The sequence below is a fragment of the Paraburkholderia dinghuensis genome (genome assembly GCF_003837865.1).
In the GTDB taxonomy this organism is placed as follows: Bacteria; Pseudomonadota; Gammaproteobacteria; order Burkholderiales; family Burkholderiaceae; genus Paraburkholderia; species Paraburkholderia dinghuensis.
Window position 1 is genome coordinate 29286 of sequence record NZ_RQIS01000018.1, and the last position, 19240, is coordinate 48525.

Annotated in this window: 12 protein-coding genes; 7 read left to right on the plus strand and 5 right to left on the minus strand. The window is 64.1% G+C overall.

Features of this window, described 5'->3' with window-relative positions:
• Both D1Y85_RS21715 and D1Y85_RS21720 read left to right on the plus strand, forming a co-directional pair.
• On the plus strand, nt 1-568 hold a 568-nt coding region (locus D1Y85_RS21715; RefSeq protein WP_281278312.1), incomplete at its 5' end, for a citrate/2-methylcitrate synthase.
• Nucleotides 569-838: 270 nt separating this feature from the next.
• On the plus strand, nt 839-3109 hold the full coding sequence (locus D1Y85_RS21720) for an amylo-alpha-1,6-glucosidase (protein WP_124153135.1): 2271 nt from the start codon (nt 839-841) through the stop codon (nt 3107-3109).
• Between the two features lie 66 nt (nt 3110-3175).
• Here the strand turns inward: D1Y85_RS21720 and D1Y85_RS21725 are convergent, their stop codons facing one another.
• Both D1Y85_RS21725 and D1Y85_RS21730 read right to left on the minus strand, forming a co-directional pair.
• On the minus strand, nt 3176-4261 hold the full coding sequence (locus D1Y85_RS21725) for an asparaginase (RefSeq protein ID WP_124153136.1): 1086 nt from the start codon (nt 4259-4261) through the stop codon (nt 3176-3178).
• Nucleotides 4262-5163: 902 nt separating this feature from the next.
• Nucleotides 5164-6720: a methyl-accepting chemotaxis protein gene (locus D1Y85_RS21730; RefSeq protein ID WP_246025005.1), complete on the minus strand. Its 1557-nt coding sequence runs from the start codon at nt 6718-6720 to the stop codon at nt 5164-5166.
• Between the two features lie 540 nt (nt 6721-7260).
• On the opposite strand from D1Y85_RS21730, the gene D1Y85_RS21735 reads away from it, so the two are divergent.
• The 4 genes from D1Y85_RS21735 to D1Y85_RS21750 all read left to right on the plus strand — a co-directional run bounded on the left by D1Y85_RS21735 (nt 7261) and on the right by D1Y85_RS21750 (nt 11470).
• Nucleotides 7261-8121 carry a MurR/RpiR family transcriptional regulator gene (locus D1Y85_RS21735; protein ID WP_124153137.1) on the plus strand — a complete coding sequence of 287 codons (861 nt, stop codon included), beginning with the start codon at nt 7261-7263 and terminating at the stop codon, nt 8119-8121.
• A gap of 446 nt (nt 8122-8567) precedes the next feature.
• The gene (locus D1Y85_RS21740) at nt 8568-9914 is read left to right on the plus strand and encodes an aspartate aminotransferase family protein (protein WP_124153138.1); all 1347 of its coding nucleotides are present in this window, start codon (nt 8568-8570) and stop codon (nt 9912-9914) included.
• 30 nt (nt 9915-9944) lie between these two features.
• Nucleotides 9945-10511, plus strand: a complete 567-nt coding sequence (locus D1Y85_RS21745; protein ID WP_124153139.1) for a carboxymuconolactone decarboxylase family protein — start codon at nt 9945-9947, stop codon at nt 10509-10511.
• A gap of 671 nt (nt 10512-11182) precedes the next feature.
• Nucleotides 11183-11470, plus strand: coding sequence for a YodC family protein (locus tag D1Y85_RS21750; protein WP_124153190.1), 288 nt, complete (start codon nt 11183-11185; stop codon nt 11468-11470).
• A 59-nt stretch (nt 11471-11529) separates the two neighbouring features.
• Here the strand turns inward: D1Y85_RS21750 and D1Y85_RS21755 are convergent, their stop codons facing one another.
• Nucleotides 11530-12162 carry a LysE family translocator gene (locus tag D1Y85_RS21755; RefSeq protein WP_124153140.1) on the minus strand — a complete coding sequence of 211 codons (633 nt, stop codon included), beginning with the start codon at nt 12160-12162 and terminating at the stop codon, nt 11530-11532.
• Between the two features lie 143 nt (nt 12163-12305).
• On the minus strand, nt 12306-12626 hold the full coding sequence (locus tag D1Y85_RS21760) for a superinfection immunity protein (RefSeq protein WP_124153141.1): 321 nt from the start codon (nt 12624-12626) through the stop codon (nt 12306-12308).
• 173 nt (nt 12627-12799) lie between these two features.
• On the opposite strand from D1Y85_RS21760, the gene D1Y85_RS21765 reads away from it, so the two are divergent.
• Nucleotides 12800-14260 (plus strand): M20 family metallopeptidase, encoded by a 1461-nt coding sequence (locus D1Y85_RS21765; protein ID WP_124153142.1) that lies wholly within the window; start codon nt 12800-12802, stop codon nt 14258-14260.
• A gap of 204 nt (nt 14261-14464) precedes the next feature.
• On the opposite strand, the gene D1Y85_RS21770 is transcribed toward D1Y85_RS21765, so the two are convergent.
• Nucleotides 14465-19135 (minus strand): DEAD/DEAH box helicase, encoded by a 4671-nt coding sequence (locus tag D1Y85_RS21770; protein ID WP_124153143.1) that lies wholly within the window; start codon nt 19133-19135, stop codon nt 14465-14467.
• Between the last annotated feature and the right edge of the window lie 105 nt (nt 19136-19240).

A 19240-nucleotide genomic window follows, 5' to 3' on the forward strand; every position in this document is an offset into this window, starting at 1 on the left:
CGCGAACCCGTTCGCGTGTATCGCGGCCGGTATCGCGTGTCTGTGGGGCCCGGCGCACGGTGGTGCGAACGAAGCTGCACTGAACATGCTCGAAGAGATCGGCTCGGTCGACAAGATCCCCGAGTTCATCAAGCAGGTGAAAGACAAGAATTCGGGCGTGAAGCTGATGGGCTTCGGTCACCGCGTGTACAAGAACTACGATCCGCGTGCGAAGCTGATGCGCGAAACGTGCTACGAAGTGCTCAACGAACTGGGCCTGCACGACGATCCGCTGTTCAAGCTGGCGATGGCGCTCGAAAAGATCGCTCTCGAAGACGAATACTTCGTGTCGCGCAAGCTGTACCCGAACGTGGACTTCTACTCGGGTATCGTGCAGCGTGCACTGGGCATCCCGACGTCGATGTTCACGTGTATCTTCGCGATGGCACGCACCGTCGGCTGGATCGCGCAGTGGAACGAGATGATCGCCGACCCCGAGCAGAAGATCGGTCGTCCGCGTCAGCTGTTCATCGGCAGCACGCCGCGGGTGGCGTTGCCGATCGCGCAGCGCGCGGCGGCGATGTCGTAAATATTGCGGCCTTCGCGGCGAACCGGGCCGGTATCGCAGTCATATTGCCCGCATCGGCTGTAACGCCGCTCTCGCCGATAAATGGCGCCCGCACGCACACGCGTGCCGGCGCCTTTTTTGCGCATGTTTTTTTTGCGTGTGCGGCGATCGCTTCGTACGCGGTCGCAGAAGCCTCTACAATCGAGCGAAAGCTAACCGGATAGTCCCCCCATTGACGGGACCGGAGTCAGCGCAAAAGAGCGAACCCCGGTCGACAAAAGGAGCTACGCGATGCAGGATCCTGAAGTACTCGGCGGCGTTACCCACACAGGCGGCGTGGATCATCCGGATCACGACACGGATGGCGCGTTCATCCCGCCCGAAATGCCCGAGCTCGCGAGCGCGGATCAGCACGTGCTGAAGTCGGGCGACACGTTCATCGTCAACGACCCGCTCGGCGACATCACCGGCGTCGACGACGGCCTCTTCGTCAACGACACGCGCGTGCTGTCCTCGCTGCGCCTGACTTTCGGCGGACGCGTGCCGTCACTGCTATCGGGCAGCGTCAGCAGCGATAACACCGCGTTCACGGCGCACCTCACCAACCGTCCGCTACCGCCGCTCGGTGGCTCGACCACGCCCGAAGGCGTGATTCATGTGCAGCGCTCGCGCGTGCTCTCGGGCACGATGATGACCGAGGCCATCGAACTCACGAACTACGGCACGACAGAAGCCACGATTCCCGTTTCGATCTCGTTCGCAAGCGACTTCCGCGACATGTTCGAAGTCCGTGGCCTCAAGCGCGAAGTGCGCGGTACAGTCACGCCGCCGCGCGTGGAGGGCGGCGAGGTGCGGCTCGAATACATCGGCCTCGACAAAGTGGCGCGGCACGTGCGCATCGAATTTTCGCCGCAACCGAACAAGCTTTTCGCCGATCGCGCGGACTTCTCGGTGGCGCTTGCGGCACAGGCCTGCGTGTCGCTCTACCTGACGGTCACAATCGAGGTCGCGCCGATGCCAGGTGCAGCAATCGATACGCCGAGCGCAGGCATCATTCAACCCGATCATTGCCTTGCCGACGCGAAGGAGCAGCGCGTGGGGCGCGCGGCCGTGCGCGCAGCGCTCGTGGATGCGCACATCGTGATGCGCGAGCGCCGCCGCGCGACGGCGGGCGTGCGTTCGAGCAATCCGCTCTTCAATGCGTGGATCAACCGCTCGATCGCCGATCTCGGCTTGCTGACCACCGACCTGCCGACCGGCCCGTATCCCTACGCGGGCATTCCGTGGTTCTCCACGCCGTTCGGGCGCGACGCGGTCATCACCTCGCTTCAGACGCTATGGCTTACGCCCGCGCTCGCACGCGGCGTGCTGCGTTTTCTCGCGGCGCACCAGGCGCGCGAGGACTCGGCGTTCCGCGACGCCGCGCCGGGCAAGATCATGCACGAAATGCGCAAGAGCGAAATGGCGGCCACGGGCGAAGTCCCGTTTGCGCTCTACTACGGCGGCGTCGACACGACGCCGCTCTTCGTCGTGCTGGCGGGCGCCTACGCCGAGCGCACCGGGGACACCGCGCTGATCGACGAACTGTGGCCCGCGCTGGAACGCGCGGCGGCCTGGGTCGCCCGCGCGTGCGATCGCAATCCGCGTGGCCTGCTCGATTATCGGCGTGAGTCCGAGGGCGGGCTCGCGAACCAGGGCTGGAAGGACAGCCACGATTCGGTATTCCACGCGGACGGGCGTATCCCGGAGGGGCCGATTTCGCTCGTCGAAGTGCAGGCTTACGCGAGTTCCGCGTTCGACACGATGGCACGCTTTGCGACACAGCGTGGACTGGGCGGCGAAGCAGTGCGCTACGCACAGCGCGCGACGAAGATACGCCAGTCCGTGGAAGAAAAATTCTGGATGGATGAGGCGCAGTTCTATGGGATTGCGCTCGACGGTGAAGGCGAACTGTGTCGCGTGCTCACGTCGAACGCGGGGCATCTGCTCGCGTTCGGCCTGCCTGAATACGAGCGCGGCTGCAGCGTGGCGGGCATCCTCGAATCGGCGCTGTTCCATACGGGCTGGGGCGTTCGCACGCTGGCGGCCGGGCAGGCGCGCTTCAATCCGATGGCTTATCACAACGGCTCGGTCTGGCCGCACGATAACGCCCTTTGCGCGCGCGGGCTCGCGCGCTATGGCCGCAGGGAAGCGGCGGTGCGGCTGCTGCAGGCCCTCTTCGAAGCGGCCGTCACGTTCGATATGCGGCTTCCCGAACTCTTCTGCGGTTTTCCGCGCCGGCGGGGCGAGCCGCCGACGGCCTATCCGGTCGCCTGTCTGCCGCAGGCCTGGGCTGCGGGCTCGCCGTTCATGATGCTCGAAGCGTGCCTCGGCATCTCGATCGACGCGGCGCGCAACGAAGTGCGCGTCGAGCAGCCGATGCTGCCCGAAGGCATCGACTGGCTCGAGATCGGCGATCTGCGCGTGGGCAAGTCTGCGGTTACGCTCACGTTCCGACGTGTCGACGGCAAGGTGATCGCGTCGGCGGATCGCAGCGACGTGAAGGTCGTCGCAATGCTCTAGCAGCCCCGGAAATGCGTTTTACGCGCGCGGTGTGTTCTGGCGGGCCAGAGCCGCGCGCGAGGGCGGCTAGCCGTGAGTGCAAGGCCGCAGCGTGAGGGTCGCCTTCACGCCACCTGTTTCCACTCCCTTCGTATTGCGGATTTGCGGTGCGTGGAATTGCTGGAGCGCGGCGCGTTGCGCCGGCGTGCCGATGTCCAGTTGGGTCAACACTTCCATGACTACGGCATAGAGCGCTGTTGCGTTGCCGTCTTCCATCTTCACTGCGAGGCCGATCGCGCGCCCCGCGCACTGCGGCACGGCGTGGCCGGATGCACGCACGCCGATCGCGTAACTGCCGTCGGCGCCGACCTTGCCGACGAGCGCACCCTCGAATGCTTCCATGAGCGCCGTGCAGAAGCGGCCTTCGCCCGCGACCATCTCCGGGTACGAAGTCATCGCGCGGTAGATGCGTGCGAGCGCCTGCGTGCGCGGTGATGCCGCCGCGCGTGCGGGCCCGGTGAGCGCATCGGCGGCATCGGCAAGTTTTGCGTAAAGGCGGGCGAGCCGGTCAAGCGGGAACGCGGGTGTCGGCAGATTGCAGCCGTCGATCGCCCATTGCACGCCGTCGTCGGGCAGGTCGCAGATTTCGGCGACTGTGTGCCTCACGCGCGCCTGCAACGGATGCTCTGGCAGATGGTAGTCGGCGACAGGCGCGTCGATGGCGCGCGCGCCCGCGATCATGCCCACGTGCTTGCCCGAACAGTTGCTGCATATCGGGCCTGGCGTGAAGTCGCGTTTGATCCACGAGCGGTAGACGGCATCCGACAACGGCACATGCGGGCCGCAACGCATGTCGGACTCCTGCGCCGACACCTTGGCGAGCATGTGGAGGATGCGCTCGATGTGGCGATCCTCGCTGCTGTTCGAACCACACATGAGGGCGAGGTCGGCGTCGTCAAAGCCGAAGCGCTCCAGCGCGCCCGTTTCCGCGACGGCCAGTGCCTGCGCGGGCTTGGCCGCCGAGCGCACGAGCGTCACACGGCGCGGATCGCCGAATGTGTAGTGCAACCGGCCATCGGCATCGACGACGGCGACGTGGGCCGCATGTGTCGTCTCGATGAGGCCACCGCGGTAGACGGTGGCGGCGGGTACCGAAGCGTCTGTTGCTGCCATGGTGGATCTGCCTTGTCGGGTTTGCGCGATGGGGGCGATGGTACAACGCGGATGGTGCACCTGCTGAAGGCTTCGCGTGTTCGCTCGTCAGCTCATCACTGCCTCTGCGAAATTGCCGCACGACGAACCGCCTCCGCGCTCAAGTGACGCGGCGGCCTCGGAGCAGGGCGGGCTTACACTGACAGACGTGTTCGTCGTACGCGTTGACGCGATTCCTGACACTTCTACGACAAAGCGGAGATGGATACTGAAATGACCACGCGAGGTAACCTGGCGCAGAAACGACGGACTTATGCGATGTCGCGCCTGCAGCGGGCAATGGCGAGACTGGTGGACGCCGTTGGCCCATGCGAGAGCGTTCTCGCGAAACGCTGGGTCAATGCGTGGAGTGGTGCGATAGGAGAGGCCCATTTCGACGGCCCTGGACGCGCCATTTCGTCGGCGCGTAAAGCGAATGTGCGGGACCGTTCGTTCGGGTAGCCCGGGCACTTCCTGCTTGTGCAGGCGAGCCAGATTCAGTTTCGGATCGTGACGCGCCACAGTTCCCGGATTGTCGGCCCTCGCTGCGCACTTACTCTTCCCGTTTGCTGCGGCCTCAGCCGAGATTGTGGCGTGCCTTTTGTAAGGTGGTTGATGCACGTATCGCTGCCGCTCATGTTCCAGCAACCTCGGACGCCAGCTCATGTTTGCCGCGAATGAGTACGCTCAGATGTATTAGCTCAGACCTTCTGAGACATTCGCGTCGCCTTCAGGAGCGACGCTTCACGAGACAACGCAGAAGGGGCGTTCAGTTACTGCCCATTTACTGCAATCCACCCCATAACGCTTTGCAGCCCGCCTGGGTTTTCCCCGGGTACCACGGCATTTTCATCATCGGGTGTGGATGGGGCGAGAATGCAGTTTTAGAGCGTGAAAACGCAAAGCGTCTCCACCAGGCGGTCGTTCTGCGATTTCAGGCTGCTTGTTGCCGCGGTATGCTCCTCGACCATCGCTGAGTTTTCCTGTGTCATTTCTTCGAGTTGGTCGACCGCGCGACTCATCTGATCCACGGCGGCCGCCTGTTCCTGGGATGCATTGGCGATTTGAGCGACTAAACCGGTCACATTACGCACCTGAGACACGATGTCCTCGATTGCCTGACCCGCTGTATCGACCAGGCGCGAGCCTTCGGAAATGGTGCCGACATTCCTCGTGATCAGATGCTTGATCTCCTTGGCCGCCTGCGCGGTGCGTTGCGACAGGTTCCGCACTTCGCTGGCCACCACCGCGAAGCCCCGACCGGCATCGCCGGCGCGTGCCGCTTCCACCGCAGCGTTCAACGCAAGAATGTTCGTCTGAAACGCGATTCCATCAATCAACGCAGTGATGTCCCCGATTTTGTTGCTCGATTGCGAGATCTGATCCATCGTCGTAATCACTCGGGCGACGACCTCGGCGCCGGCCTCCGCTGTCGCACAGGTCGACTTTGCGAGTTCACTTGCTTGATGAGCTGCGTCGGCATTGTTTTGGACCACTGAATTAACCTGTTCCATCGATGCCGCGGTCTCCTCCAGATTGCTGGCCTGAAGTTCCGTCCGCGACGATAAGCCATGGACACCGGTGGCGATCTCGGTAGTCGCGTGCTGGTTCAAGTGCATCCCGTCTCGCACATCCATCACGGTAGCCCGCATATTCACGGTCACCCGGTTCAGGACGCGCACGAGGTCACCAATTTCGTCGCTTCGTGTACTGTTGGTCTCCCCGCACAGATTCCCCGCTGCAATCTGGTTTGCAAACTGCACCGCGTCTTGCAGTGGCCTCACTACGGCGCGCGAGATATACAACCCCGTCGCCGCCGCGACAACACACAGGCAAACTGATGCGGCCCAGAATGCGAGCGGGTAGGTAGACGCCGCGAGCGCGACAAGTCCCATCAGCCCGACAGCAAGCAACACCGCCAGGGGACCCCATATGTGACGTGCGAGTCCGAGTGTGCGAAGCCTTTCGGCGGCCTTGCCCCATAAGTGGAAGCGAACAATGCGCCCCTGTTTCCAACCGATCTTTTTCTGAGGACTGGCGGCTAAAACTGTGTACAACCGCGCGGCCACGTCGACTTCTTCGGAGGATGCCTTGCCAAATACCATCAGCGATCCGACCGTTTTACCGTTGGATACGAGTGGTGAGGCGTTCAGGCGACACCAGTAGGTATCGCCGGTTCTGCAAATTGCTTGCACCACGCCGTTCCACGGCTTGCCACCGCGAACGCAGGTGGCGGCGTCGATCAGGACCGGTGGCGGCAAACCGGTGACGCAGTCACGGATGCTCATCGCCTTGATCTCGTGCGTCGAGTATCCGGTGACACTCTGATACGTCGGATTCACATAGACCACACGACCATCCGCGTCGACCCGGATCACCATCAAGTCGTCGTCGGCCAGTTCGTGAGTCTGTCCGAGCGTGCTGCTGTCGCTCCCGATCATACGGCTCCCCAGTTGTTATCGTTGACAGGCTCGTGAGCCCTCAGCCGGAAGATCGAGCCATACGCCCGGCTCGGAATGTCAGCAAGATGCCAACGGACAAAGAGCGGTCGTTCGGCGTGAACACTCTCTTCTCGAAGGCAGAATATGGCTCTCCGGCAACGGCGGACGGGTGCGAATAAGCACCATTTATTGCAGCGGTCGTTTAGTATGGTTTTTTCCCGGAAATCGGCCCCACGCCTGTCCTTTTGCAGAGTGCGATACGGAAGTGCAGCAGTGCGAATATAGAAAAACTATGTAGTCAGCTTTTGCTTTATTGCGCCAATTTTTTTGTATTTCATGCCAGTAAGCGTAAACGCCGAGACGCGAACCTTGCGCGTGGATCTGCTACCGATCGCTCCTTCGTGCCTGTAAAAAACTGCCGAGGACAACATTGCTTGCGACGGGACAGAGCTCGTTTGTCCGTCACCAAAGCTTCCATAGCCTGCAACAGCCGACAACACCAGTGGTAACATTTGTTGTCGAAACCATCACGATCTTCGCATGCCAGAAAGCTTTGACCAGCTTGCCGCAGTGATCCGCGCGCGCTTCGCAGAACTGAGCCCGCAGTTCCAGACAGGCGCGGCGTTCCTGCTCGATCATCCCGATGAGGTGGCTGTCTCGTCGATGCGCAAGGTCGCAGAGCGCGCCCGTGTGCAGCCCGCGTCGCTCGTCCGGCTGTCCCAGCAGCTCGGCTTCCCGGGCTGGAACGAGTTGCGCGGCCTCTTCGTCGCGCGTGTGCGCACACGGCCCGAACCGCTCGCAAGCCGGGCACGCTCGCTTGTCGCCGGCAGCGCAAAGGATGGCCTCGCCCGCGATCTGCTCGATGCGCAGCGGCACAACCTCGACGCCGCAGCGGCGCACAACGCCCGCACGATCGTCGAGGCAGCGCGGCTGTTGCGCAAGGTGAAGCATGTTTACGTGGCGGGTTTCCGTTCGTGCTACGCCGTCGCGTTCGGGCTCGTCTATGGCTACCGGCTATTTCGCACGTCGGTGTCGCTGCTCGGCGGCGAGGCTGGGACGCTGGAGATGCAGTTGCTCGGCATCGAGCGCGACAGCGCGACGATCGTAGTCAGCTTCGCACCGTATTCGGTCGAGGCGGTGCGCGTGGCCGAAGCCGCGCTGGAGAAGGGCAGTCGCCTGATCGCCATCACCGACAGCGCGGTATCACCGATCGCGCTCAATGCCGAGAAGGTACTCATCTTTACGCATGAGAGTCCCTCGTTCTTCCCGTCGCTCGTGGCGGCGACCGCGCTGGCGGAGTCGCTCGTCGCGCACTTGCTCGCGCTGGAAGGCGCGGGCGCTATCGCGCAGCTGGAGCAGGTCGAGCGCTCGTTCAACGCGAGGGGCGTGTACGTGCCCTGAGCTTGCGACGGTTTCCCCCGTTTTTTCCCCGTTTTCCGATCCGCACTTTTCGCTTCACCACGCAGGCTGCTTCGACGAACGGCGTCGTCGGCCTCCGTGCATGCGTTTATGGCGCATATGTTGCCTTTTGTAAATTGTTGACAACATATGTTGATAGAGCGTATAAAGCGAAAAATCGCTGGCCGGGACGTCACCGCGCGTGTGCTTTCCGATCGGAAATTCCCGGCCGCGACCCACCGGGTCAACCGGGAATATCAACGCAGGACTTGAACACGCTTCGGGTCGCCGGTATGCCTGAATCGAACGGGCGCGAGCCCGGCGCAAACCGCGTCGGCTTCTGCGTATGGCGAGGCGGCGAACGTGCGTTCGACCGCTTCATCGCCGCCGGGACACGCCGCTGAGCACGAGTGCGCGTCAAGGTCCATCGTTCGCGAAGAGAGAATCGCATGTCCAAAGTTTTTCATAGGATGCCGACGCAGACGCTGCCCGTCGCAGTGGCGGGCGACGGCATCGAAATCATCGATTCGACCGGAAAGCGCTACATCGACGCCAGTGGCGGTGCGGCTGTATCGTGCCTCGGCCACAGCAACGCGCGGGTGATCGAGGCGATCAAACGCCAGGCACGGCAACTGCCCTACGCGCACACGTCGTTCTTCACCACTGAAGCCTCCGAGCAACTCGCCGACCATCTAATTGCCGCCGCCCCCGAAGGGCTCGACCACGTCTACTTCGTGTCAGGCGGCTCCGAGGCGATCGAAGCCGCGCTCAAGCTGGCGCGCCAGTACTTCGTCGAGAAGGGGGAGCGTGCGCGTCGTCATTTCATCGCGCGGCGCCAGAGCTATCACGGCAACACGCTTGGCGCGCTCGCGATCGGCGGCAACGCGTGGCGCCGTGAGCCATTCCTGCCGATCCTGATTGAATCGCATCATGTGAGCCCGTGCTACGCCTATCGCGAACGTCGCGAAGGTGAGACCGACGAAACCTACGCGCAGCGCCTCGCCGACGAGCTTGAACAGAAAATCCTCGAACTCGGCCCGGAGAGCGTCGCAGCCTTCATCGCAGAGACCGTGGTCGGGGCAACAGCCGGCGCCGTGCCGCCCGTGCGGGAGTACTTCCGCAAGATTCGTGCGGTATGCGACCGCTACGGCGTGCTGCTGATTCTCGACGAAATCATGTCGGGAATGGGGCGCACCGGCTACCTGTACGCCTGCGACGAAGACGGTGTCGCGCCCGATCTGCTGACTATTGCGAAAGGCCTTGGTGCGGGCTATCAGCCGATCGGTGCAACGCTCGTCAGCAAGCGCATCTACGACACGATCGTCGGCGGCAGCGGCTATTTTCAGCATGGACATACCTACATCGGGCACGCGACGGCGTGCGCGGCCGCGCTCGAGGTGCAGCGCGTGATTGCCGATGAGAAACTTCTCGACAACGTGCTCGCACGCGGCGAGCAACTGCGTTCGCGTCTGCGCGAGCGTTACGCGGCGCATCCTTACATTGGGGACGTGCGCGGACGTGGGCTTTTCGTCGGCGTCGAGCTGGTAAAGGATCGCGACACGCGCGAGACCTTCGATCCAGCGCTGAGACTGCACGCGGCGATCAAGCGCGAAGCGTTCGCGCGCGGGCTGATGGTGTATCCGATGGGCGGCACCGTCGACGGGAAGCGCGGCGATCACGTCCTGCTAGCTCCGCCATTCATCTGCACTGAGCAGGATATCGATACGATCGTGGAACGCCTTGCCGACGCCATTGATGGCGCGCTTGTCACGACCGGCGTGTCGCGTGCGGCGTGAGCGCGGCGCCTTTCTTACGGAGCCCCACCGATGAAGCGACCGACTTCCCCGCGGATGCCTGCATTCGACGCCGCGCACGCCTCGCCTGAACAGAAGGTTGTGCTCGACGAAATCCTCTCCGGTCCGCGAGGCAATCTGAATGGGCCGTTCCTCGGCTGGATTCACAGCCCGGAACTGGCTCAGCATGCGCAGCGCCTCGGCGCTTTTTGCCGCTACCGCACGGGTTTGCCGCTGCGGCTTTCAGAGCTCGCGATCCTCGTGACGGCGGCGCGCTGGCAGGCGCAGGCGGAGTGGTATATCCACTATCCGATTGCGCTGCAAGCGGGGGTGCCGGAGGCGCTCGCAGAGCAGATTCGCACGGGCGCCGAGCCGCAGTTCGAAGACCGCGACGACGCGCTGATCTACGCCTTCGCCACCGAGCTGTACGAGGCAAAGCGTGTGTCCGAGGAAACGTACGCGCGCACGATGGAACGATTTGGCCGTGAGGTGACGGTCAACCTGGTCGGACTGCTGGGCTACTACGCGCTCGTGGCGATGACGTTGAACGTGTTCAACATGCGCGCCGAAGGGCAGAACACGCTGCCGTTTGAGGAGTAATTCCGCCCGACCCCAACTGCGGCTGGTTTCAGACCCGGTTTCCGGTCCGTGTTTGTCGTTGTTGAGCCGCCCCAGACGGTTTCACCGGCGGGGCATTATGCATTTTGGGCAAATCGGGAATTACCCGGGGAATAATCGGACTCTTGGCGGTCTGTATGACGGCATTATTTCAAATCCACTTTTTGCTAAATAGTAATGCTATACGCAGGAAATGGCCTGCAGTAATGAAGTAGTCGCTGAATTAAGCAGAATAAAACGAACGGCCGGACAGGAAACGTTTTCAGTTTCGATACGCGATTATTCAGGTAGCGGGATTATGCCGACCGAGTAGCCCGTTACGCAGTAACTTAATACGGGCTGTTGCGATGCGACACCATCGGGCAATGCCGGTAAATACTTGCTATTTGCCTCGGTGGCGGTGCTGGAGGCAGCTTCTACCGTTCGATTGCGAGTGCGGGTAATTTTTCCGGATGTCATTGCACCTGCAGTCCCCCATCTCATGGAAAATCCTGATTCATGCGGTTTTTATAAAAAACTGCTTGCACGGTTTAATTCCGGTTGTTAGTCTTGCCAAACTCAAAAAAACAGATCGACATTATTTTCAAAGCGACAAGCGAGCGGGGATCGCGAGACCCAGTGGGGTTACCTTTATCCTTTTTCCGGGGAACCACATGCTTGATACGACCATCGATATTGCCGAAAACCAGCGTGATGCCATGGCGGGCATTGGAGACGTTGTTACTCTCAAGTCCGGCGGACCGCGCATGACCGTCATGTACGCCGGGCCGGTCGGTTTTGCCGCGGGACATTGGCTGATCTGCCAGTGGTTCGACGAGCACGGCGAATTGCGACAGGACATGTTCGCGGACGACATGATCCAGATCGAACCGCGTTCCATTTCCGCGGCGTCGGTGAAATTGCGCCTGCCCGCCAATCGCGCGACTGCCGGACGTACCTGAAGCCGGCTCTGCGCCGGATGTGTTTGAGGTCCTGACGCGGCAGGTCCGGACCGTTTCCCTCAGCGCTGCCCCTCAGCTGCGATACGCACGGCAAGGCCGGCCAGCACTGTTCCCATCAGCCAGCGCTGGATCACGAGCCAGGTGGGACGTCTATTCAGGAACGCGGCGATCGTGCCTGCCATCAGGGCGACCGTCGCGTTTACGCTGATCGAAAGCGCGATCTGGATCCCGCCGAGCACAATTGACTGCGCGAGCACGCTGCCGTGCTGCGGATCGATGAATTGCGGCAACAGCGACAAATAGAGGATCGCGATTTTCGGATTCAGCAGGTTTGTCACGAAACCCATCAGAAACAGTTTGCGCGGCCGGTCGGCTGCGAGTTCGCGCACCTGAAACGGTGAGCGGCCGCCCGGCTTGAGCGCCTGCCACGCGAGCCATAGCAGATAGATCGCGCCGCCGAAACGCAACGCGTCGTACGCGAATGGCACAGCCATGAGCAGCGCGGTGATGCCGAAAGCCGCGCACAGCATGTAGAACACGAAGCCGAGTGCGACGCCGCCGAGCGAGATCAGGCCGGCCTTGCGCCCCTGGCAGATCGAACGCGAGATCAGATAGATCATGTTGGGGCCGGGTGTGAGCGCCATGCCAAGCGCGACAGCGGCAAAGGCGTAGAGCGGAGCAGCGTGATGCATGAAGGTCTCCGGTGAAGCGTGGGTGAGCAAGGCCGGGTTCGGTGAACGGCACTACGTCGGGTGATTATTTCATGCGAGCGCGCTGCACGGGCACAGACGCGGGCCACGTTGGCCGTTCGGGTAAGACGAAGCAGCGGAACGCCTTAGTGCGACTGGCCCTCGCGATCGGCCGCACGAGCGGTACGCGCCTCGATGTGCCTCGAGAGCAGACCTGAAAACACGCCCATGCCGAGGCGCCGCTCACGCTCCTTCGTTTGCGCGCCGAGATCCTCCGGTGGATTCGGCTGGAGCGCCCAGAAAAGCGCGAGCATCCAGCCGATACCGGTCCAGCCGAGCACGGCGTTGAAGAGTGCGATGACCAGCAGATCATCGCGTTTGCGCCGATCCGCGAGCAGCGCCGGCAGGAAATAGAGCGCGACCGCTGCCACGAGGACGACGATCTCGACGACAGAGTGACTCGCCATGTGGATCCTCCGGAACCTGACGGCGCCGCATGCGGCCAATAAATCATTGTCGCGCCAAATCGCGTCGCGCGCAGAAGGCGGCCTGGCCGGATGGCCAAATGCGTGCTGGCGGGGTACCGGAGCGCGGGGCTTCGGGTCTATCATCGGGGTTTTCTTCGCAGGGACACCCCATCATGAATTCCGCCACGACCCAGGACGCCCGGCAACTGGATCACGACGAACTCCGTACGTTCGTCGAGCGCAAATGGAACGACGAGATCGTCCCCGCCCTGACTGACTACATCGCAATCCCCGCAAAAAGCCCCGCTTTCGACCCCGAGTGGGCGAAGCACGGCTACCTCGAGCGCGTCGTGCGGGACGCGGCACAGTGGGCCGAGCAACAGCCGGTGCGCGGCCTGAAACTCGAAATCGTGAGACTGCCGGGCCGTACGCCGGTGATCTTCTTCGAGGTACCGGCCACGCGTGCGGGCAGTGATGAGACGGTTGTGCTGTACGGCCATCTGGACAAGCAGCCGGAATTCGCGGGCTGGCGGAAAGATCTGGGTCCGTGGACGCCCAAGCTCGAAGACGGGCGGCTCTATGGCCGCGGCGGTGCTGACGATGGCTATGCGATCTACGCGAGCGTGACGGCCCTGGCGGCGCTCGACGCGCAGGGGATCGAGCGGCCGCGCTGCGTCGGCCTGATCGAAACCTGCGAAGAGTCGGGTAGTTACGACCTGCTGCCTTATGTGGATGCGCTGCGCGATCGTCTTGGCAGCGTCGGACTTGTGATCTGTCTCGACTCCGGTGCGGGCAATTACGACCAGCTCTGGCTCACCACGTCGCTGCGCGGCCTGGTGTCGGGCGATCTCGACGTCGAGGTGCTCGAAGAGGGCATCCATTCCGGCTCGTATGGTGGTATCGCACCGTCCAGCTTCCGCGTGATGCGTCAATTGTTCGAGCGGCTCGAAGACGCCGCCAGTGGCACGTTACTGCCCAAGGGCTTCCATTGCGCCATTCCTCAAAAGCGCCTGAGCGAGGCTGAAGCCACGGCGAAGATTCTCGGTGATAGCGTGTGGAAGACGCTACCGTGGGCGTGCGGACAGGACGGCCGTCGTGTGCTGCCCACCACCACGGATCCGCAGCAGGCGCTGCTCGATTCGACGTGGCGGCCTTCGCTGTCCGTGACGGGCGCGCAGGGCCTGCCGGCGCTCGCGGATGCGGGCAACGTGCTGCGTCCGCGCACGGCTTTCAAGCTGTCGCTGCGGTTGCCTCCGCTCGTCGAGGCGTCGAAGGCTGTTGCCGATCTCAAGGCGCTGCTCGAATTCGATCCGCCCTATAACGCGAAAGTGACGTTCAGGCCGGATGCCGGTGCCGCCAACGGCTGGAGTGCCCCCGAACTCGCGCCGTGGCTTTCAGACGCGCTCAACGGCGCCTCGCGCACGCATTACGGCGCTGATTGTGCGTATCTGGGCCAGGGCGGGACGATTCCGCTCATGAACGTGCTGCAGGCGGGATTCCCGAAGTCGCAGTTCATGGTGTGCGGTGTACTTGGACCGAAGTCGAATGCGCACGGACCTAACGAGTTCCTGCACGTGCCCTATGCGAAGAAGCTTACGGCCGTCGTGGCGCAGGTCATTGCCGCCGCGCCTTGAGGATGCGGCAGTGGCGAAGTCCTGGGCGGTCGGTGCCGGGATGGGCTGACGCCACTGCGCGTGCCGCTCATTCGTGAGCCGGCGGCTGCGTGACGCCATCGTGCGGTACGTCAACGCGCCCGCCGCGTCACGATTTGCGATCGGTGCGACGTTTGAGCAGATGACCCGCGATGCATCGCGGCGACGCATTCAGCGTCTGTATCGTTACCCTGTAACGGGCGCGTCCGTGTGATGGCCGGTGACGTAGGGCCGGGTGAGCCGCGCCTGTAACGCTGCACGCGTGACTTCGTCGAATACGCCGAGGAAACGGGTTTGTCCCGTGATCAGCGTCGCGGCGGGTAAGCCGTCGCGGAACACAACGCGATTGCCCGCCAAAGTGGGTACTTTCTCGCCGGGCAGCAGCGTGCCGACGAGATTGAGCGGATCGGCCGCCGAAACGCAGACCAGCGTGCCGTCGTCTGCGCCGCGCCGGCGCACGTCACGAAGTAGCGCGACGGCTTCGGGCAACGCGAACTGCTCGCCCGAGAGCCCGGTGACGAAACGCCCGCCGCGCACGTGTCCGCGCGCCTCCATGCGATGCAGAACGCGCAGCACGTCACGCCACGGAGGCAGCCAGGCCGCCTCGCGGATCAGCAGTTGCCAGCAGACCACGCCATAGCGCCGCAGCAGCACGTTCGCAACATGCTCCAGCAGTTCCGGGTCGGTGCTCGGGCGGCGCAACGCCATGCTGGCGCGCATTTGCACCGACGTGTTTGTGTTTCTTGCCATGCCGCGTTTTGCGACGGGCCCGGCTTCTTCGACGGGCGGCCCATGCGGCGCTGCAGCCGCGTCTGCTGCTCCGTGTGCGCCAACCGCTTCTGCTACGGGCAAGTCGATCCGTCTGAGCACAGCCCAGCGCCCCGCGTCGGCCATTCCGCCGACGAGTGGCGCGAAGCCGCGCGGCCGTCGGTGTCCATGCCGGACGTGGCGCTTCGCCGCCGGTTTTACGAGCGCGCGCAGTCCCGCGAAACTGTCTGCGTTCACGAGTCCCGCGGCAACCAGTTCGCCCAGCGCGTTTTCCAGTTCCACCCCGAGCAGATGCGCATCGGCGGCCAACTCGTCGAAGAACATTGCGCCGTGCCGCAGCAACGCGTCATAGACCCGCCGCGCGCGCGGTGCAAGGTCCGCCGCGTCCGGTGCATCGAGCAGCGCAGTCCAGCGTGCGAGTTCGCGTCGGGGCAGCAGCACGACGGGTGTGCTGCGCACCGTCGAACCCGCCGCTTCGCGTGCGGGAAGTCGCCCCCACGCGAGCCGCCCCGAACGGCACAGTTCGTCGAGCATCATCGGCGTGAAATCGTCGATACGTGCCGGCAGAATCTCATCCTCCCACGCGAGCGCCGACGCTTCCCACCCCTCCATCTGGCCGATCACTGCATCGAGCGCGTCGCGGCCCGATCCGCGTAACCCGGCGGCCGTGCGTTGCCATTCGAACAGGAAGCGCATGAAATCGTGGCGCTCGACGGGCTCGATCTCGCGCCGCAGCTTGCGCACGGTATAGCGATGAATGCGTGCAAGCAGATGGCGCTCGCACCACTCTTCGTCGCGTGTGTGAGGCGTGAAGCGGCCGCGCATCACCGAGCCCTGCGCCTCGAGCGTTGTGAGCGCGAGCGCGACGACGCTCGCTTCCAGCGCGAGCGGCCGTGCGATGTGCGCGAGTGTCAGTGGCCCGAAGCCTGAAAGGCGTGCGCGCACCACTTCGACAAGTGCAGCCTCTTCGGTCCACGATTCGTCGTAGTCGGGCGGGGGCTCGATCGCCGGCTCGCAGCGCGCCTGAGGATAGATTGCGCGTACGCAGTTCAGACGTTCGGCGCACACCCAGAGCGCATCTTCCTGCGCGATCGTGAGCCGGGTCGCGCGTCCCGCATTCGCCAGCGCGCGCAGCCAGTCGAGCCACTGCGGTTCATGTTGCGCTTCGCGTTCGGCGATGCAGCCGAGTGTCGTGAGCGCATCGTGCATCTCGTCGGCGTCGCGCACCTGCGGCCAGGCCTCTTCGCGCACGCTTGCGATTGCGTCGGTGTCGAGCGCGCCCAGGTCGTCCGCCGATTCCGGGTCGCTCCAGCGACGGTTCAGCACCGCCTGGGTGCGGCGTTCTTCGATCGGCGCATCGTCGAGGAACGCGTAAGGGCGCGCCGTGAGGATTTCGGCGGCGAGCGGCGAGGGCGAGTTCAGTTCGCGCGTCACGAGCCGCACGTCGCCCGCCTCGATGCGACGCAATAGTGCGAGCCAGCCCTCGGTGTCCATCGCATCGTGCAGGCAGTCGTCGAGCGTTTGATCGACTAGCGGATGCCGTGGAATATCGCGTTCGCCCGCGAGGTTCTCGAAGCACGCCACCTGATCGGGAAACACTGCCGCGAGCAGGTCCTCGCTGCGCATGCGCTGGATCTGCGGCGGCGTCTTGCGGCCGCCCGTCATGCGCGGCAGCGCGAGCGCCGTAGTGGCATTCCAGCGCCAGCGCACGCCGAAAAGCGGGGCGTCGAGGAGCGCCTGCACGAGCAGATGCTCGGCTGAATTCGAGTGCAGGTAGCGCCAGACCTCGTCGAGCGCGAAGCTGTGCGCGCCGGTGAGCGAGAGGATGATCGCGTCTTCGGTGGCAGCGGCCTGCAATTCGAAGTTGAACTGACGGCAGAAGCGCTTGCGCAGCGCGAGCCCCCAGGCGCGGTTGATCCGGCTGCCGTAGGGCGAATGGATGACGAGCTGCGTGCCACCCGATTCGTCGAAGAAGCGCTCCATGACCAGCGTGTCGTGGGTCGGCAAGGCGGTGAGGGCGGTGTGTGCGCGAACGAGATAGTCGGCGATCTGACGCGCAGCGGCATCTTCGAGTCCGATCGCGTCGATCAGCCACTGGCTGACGCGTTTGATAGCGTCGGAGGCGGGTTGGGCATCACCGCTTTGTCCGCGTTCAGAAACGCAACTAACAGCCAAGTCCGCCTCGCGCACGCCTTTCGGCCGCTTCATGGCGCTGGCCGCGGATTCGTCCACCAACGAAACCGGGTCATTCCGACCCTCGCCAGGCATTTCGTTTTCGACCTGCGAGCGCAACCGCGCGATCGCGAAGGACAACTCATCGCTGCGCCCCGGCGCTTCGCCGAGCCAGAACGGAATATTCGGCGGCTGGCCTTGCGCGTCCTCGACTCGCATGCGCCCCGCCTCGATACGCAGGATCCGGTACGACGCATTGCCGAGCTGAAAAACATCGCCCGCCAGGCTTTCGACGGCGAAGTCCTCGTTGACCGTACCGATCTGGACACCTTGCGGTTCGAGCAACACCGTGTAGTCGGCGTTGTCGGGGATCGTGCCGCCGGACGTGAGCGCGACGAGCCGCGCGCCGCGCCGTCCGCGCAGCACGCGGTTAACGGCGTCTCGATGCAGGTAAGCCGCGCGCGGTCCGTGGCGGCTCGTGTAACCCTCGGCGAGCATGCGCAGCACCGCGTCGAACTGCGCGCGTTCGAGCCGCGCCCAGGGCGTCGCACGTCGCACGAGGGCGAACAGCGCATCCTCGTCCCACGCTTCGCAGGCCACTTCGGCGACGATCTGTTGCGCGAGCACGTCGAGCGGTGCCTCGGGCACGGTAAGCCGGTCGAGTTCGCCGCGCCGCACGCAGTCGAGCAGCGCGGCACATTCGATCAGATCGTCACGCGATGTCGGGAAGAGCCGGCCCTTCGGCACGCCGCCGACCTGGTGTCCCGAGCGCCCGACGCGTTGCAGAAATCCTGCGATCGAGCGAGGTGAGCCGATCTGGCAAACGAGATCGACATCGCCGATATCGATGCCCAGCTCCAGCGAAGCCGTGGCGACCAGCACGCGCAGTTCGCCGCGTTTGAGGCGCTGTTCGGCGTCGAAGCGGTGTTCGCGCGCGAGGCTGCCGTGATGCGCTGCGACCGCGTCGGCGCCGAGCCGGTCGGTGAGATGCCGTGCGATGCGCTCCGCCATGCGGCGCGTGTTGACGAACACAAGCGTCGTGCGGTGCTGCGCTACCAGATCGGCCATGCGGTCGTAGACGCGCTCCCACACGTCGTTGGCCATGATCGCCTCGAGCGGCACGGGCGGCACCTCGATCGCCAGATCACGTGCGCGTGCGTGGCCTGTATCGACGATCTCGCAGGCGGGCGGTGCATCGCCGTTCTCGCCCATGCCGACGAGGAAGCGCGCCACTGTATCGATGGGCTTTTGCGTCGCCGACAAGCCGATGCGCAGAAGCCGCCGTCCGCACAACGCGTCGAGCCGCTCGAGGCTCAGCGCGAGATGGCATCCGCGTTTGTTGCCTGCCAGCGCATGAATTTCGTCGACGATCACGCTGCGCGCGCTCGCGAGCATGCGGCGTCCCGACTCCGAGCCGAGCAGCACGTAAAGCGATTCGGGCGTCGTCACGAGAATGTGCGGCGCGCGCTTGCGCAGCGCTGCGCGTTCGGGCTGCGGAGTGTCGCCGGTACGCACGGCAGTGCGGATTTCGACGCCCGGTAGCACAAGTCGCGCGAGTTCGTCGGCGATGCCTTCGAGCGGGCGCTCAAGGTTGAGCCGGATGTCGTTCGAGAGTGCCTTGAGCGGCGACACGTAGACGACCAGGGTCGCGTCCGGCAGCACACCGCCGTTCGCGAGGCCTTCGCGCACGAGTTCGTCGAGCGCGGCGAGAAACGCCGTGAGCGTTTTGCCGGAACCGGTCGGCGCGGCGACAAGCGTCGCGAGGCGGCTCGCGATCAGTGGCCACGCGGCGCGCTGGGCCGCGGTGGGCGCGTCGAAGCTGCGCCTGAACCAGCCCGCGACGGCAGGATGAAAACGCGCGAGAGGATCGTCGGCGGTGGCTGAAGGGAGCGAAGTCATGCACGCGAAGTCGGTCATGTGCCGCGCGCTAGTCGGCGGCGCGCAAGTTTGAAGTCTCGCAGCTTTTGAGTACGGTTGCCAGGCGCCGAGCCTCGTCAGGCTCCCGCCCGAGGGGGCCTACGT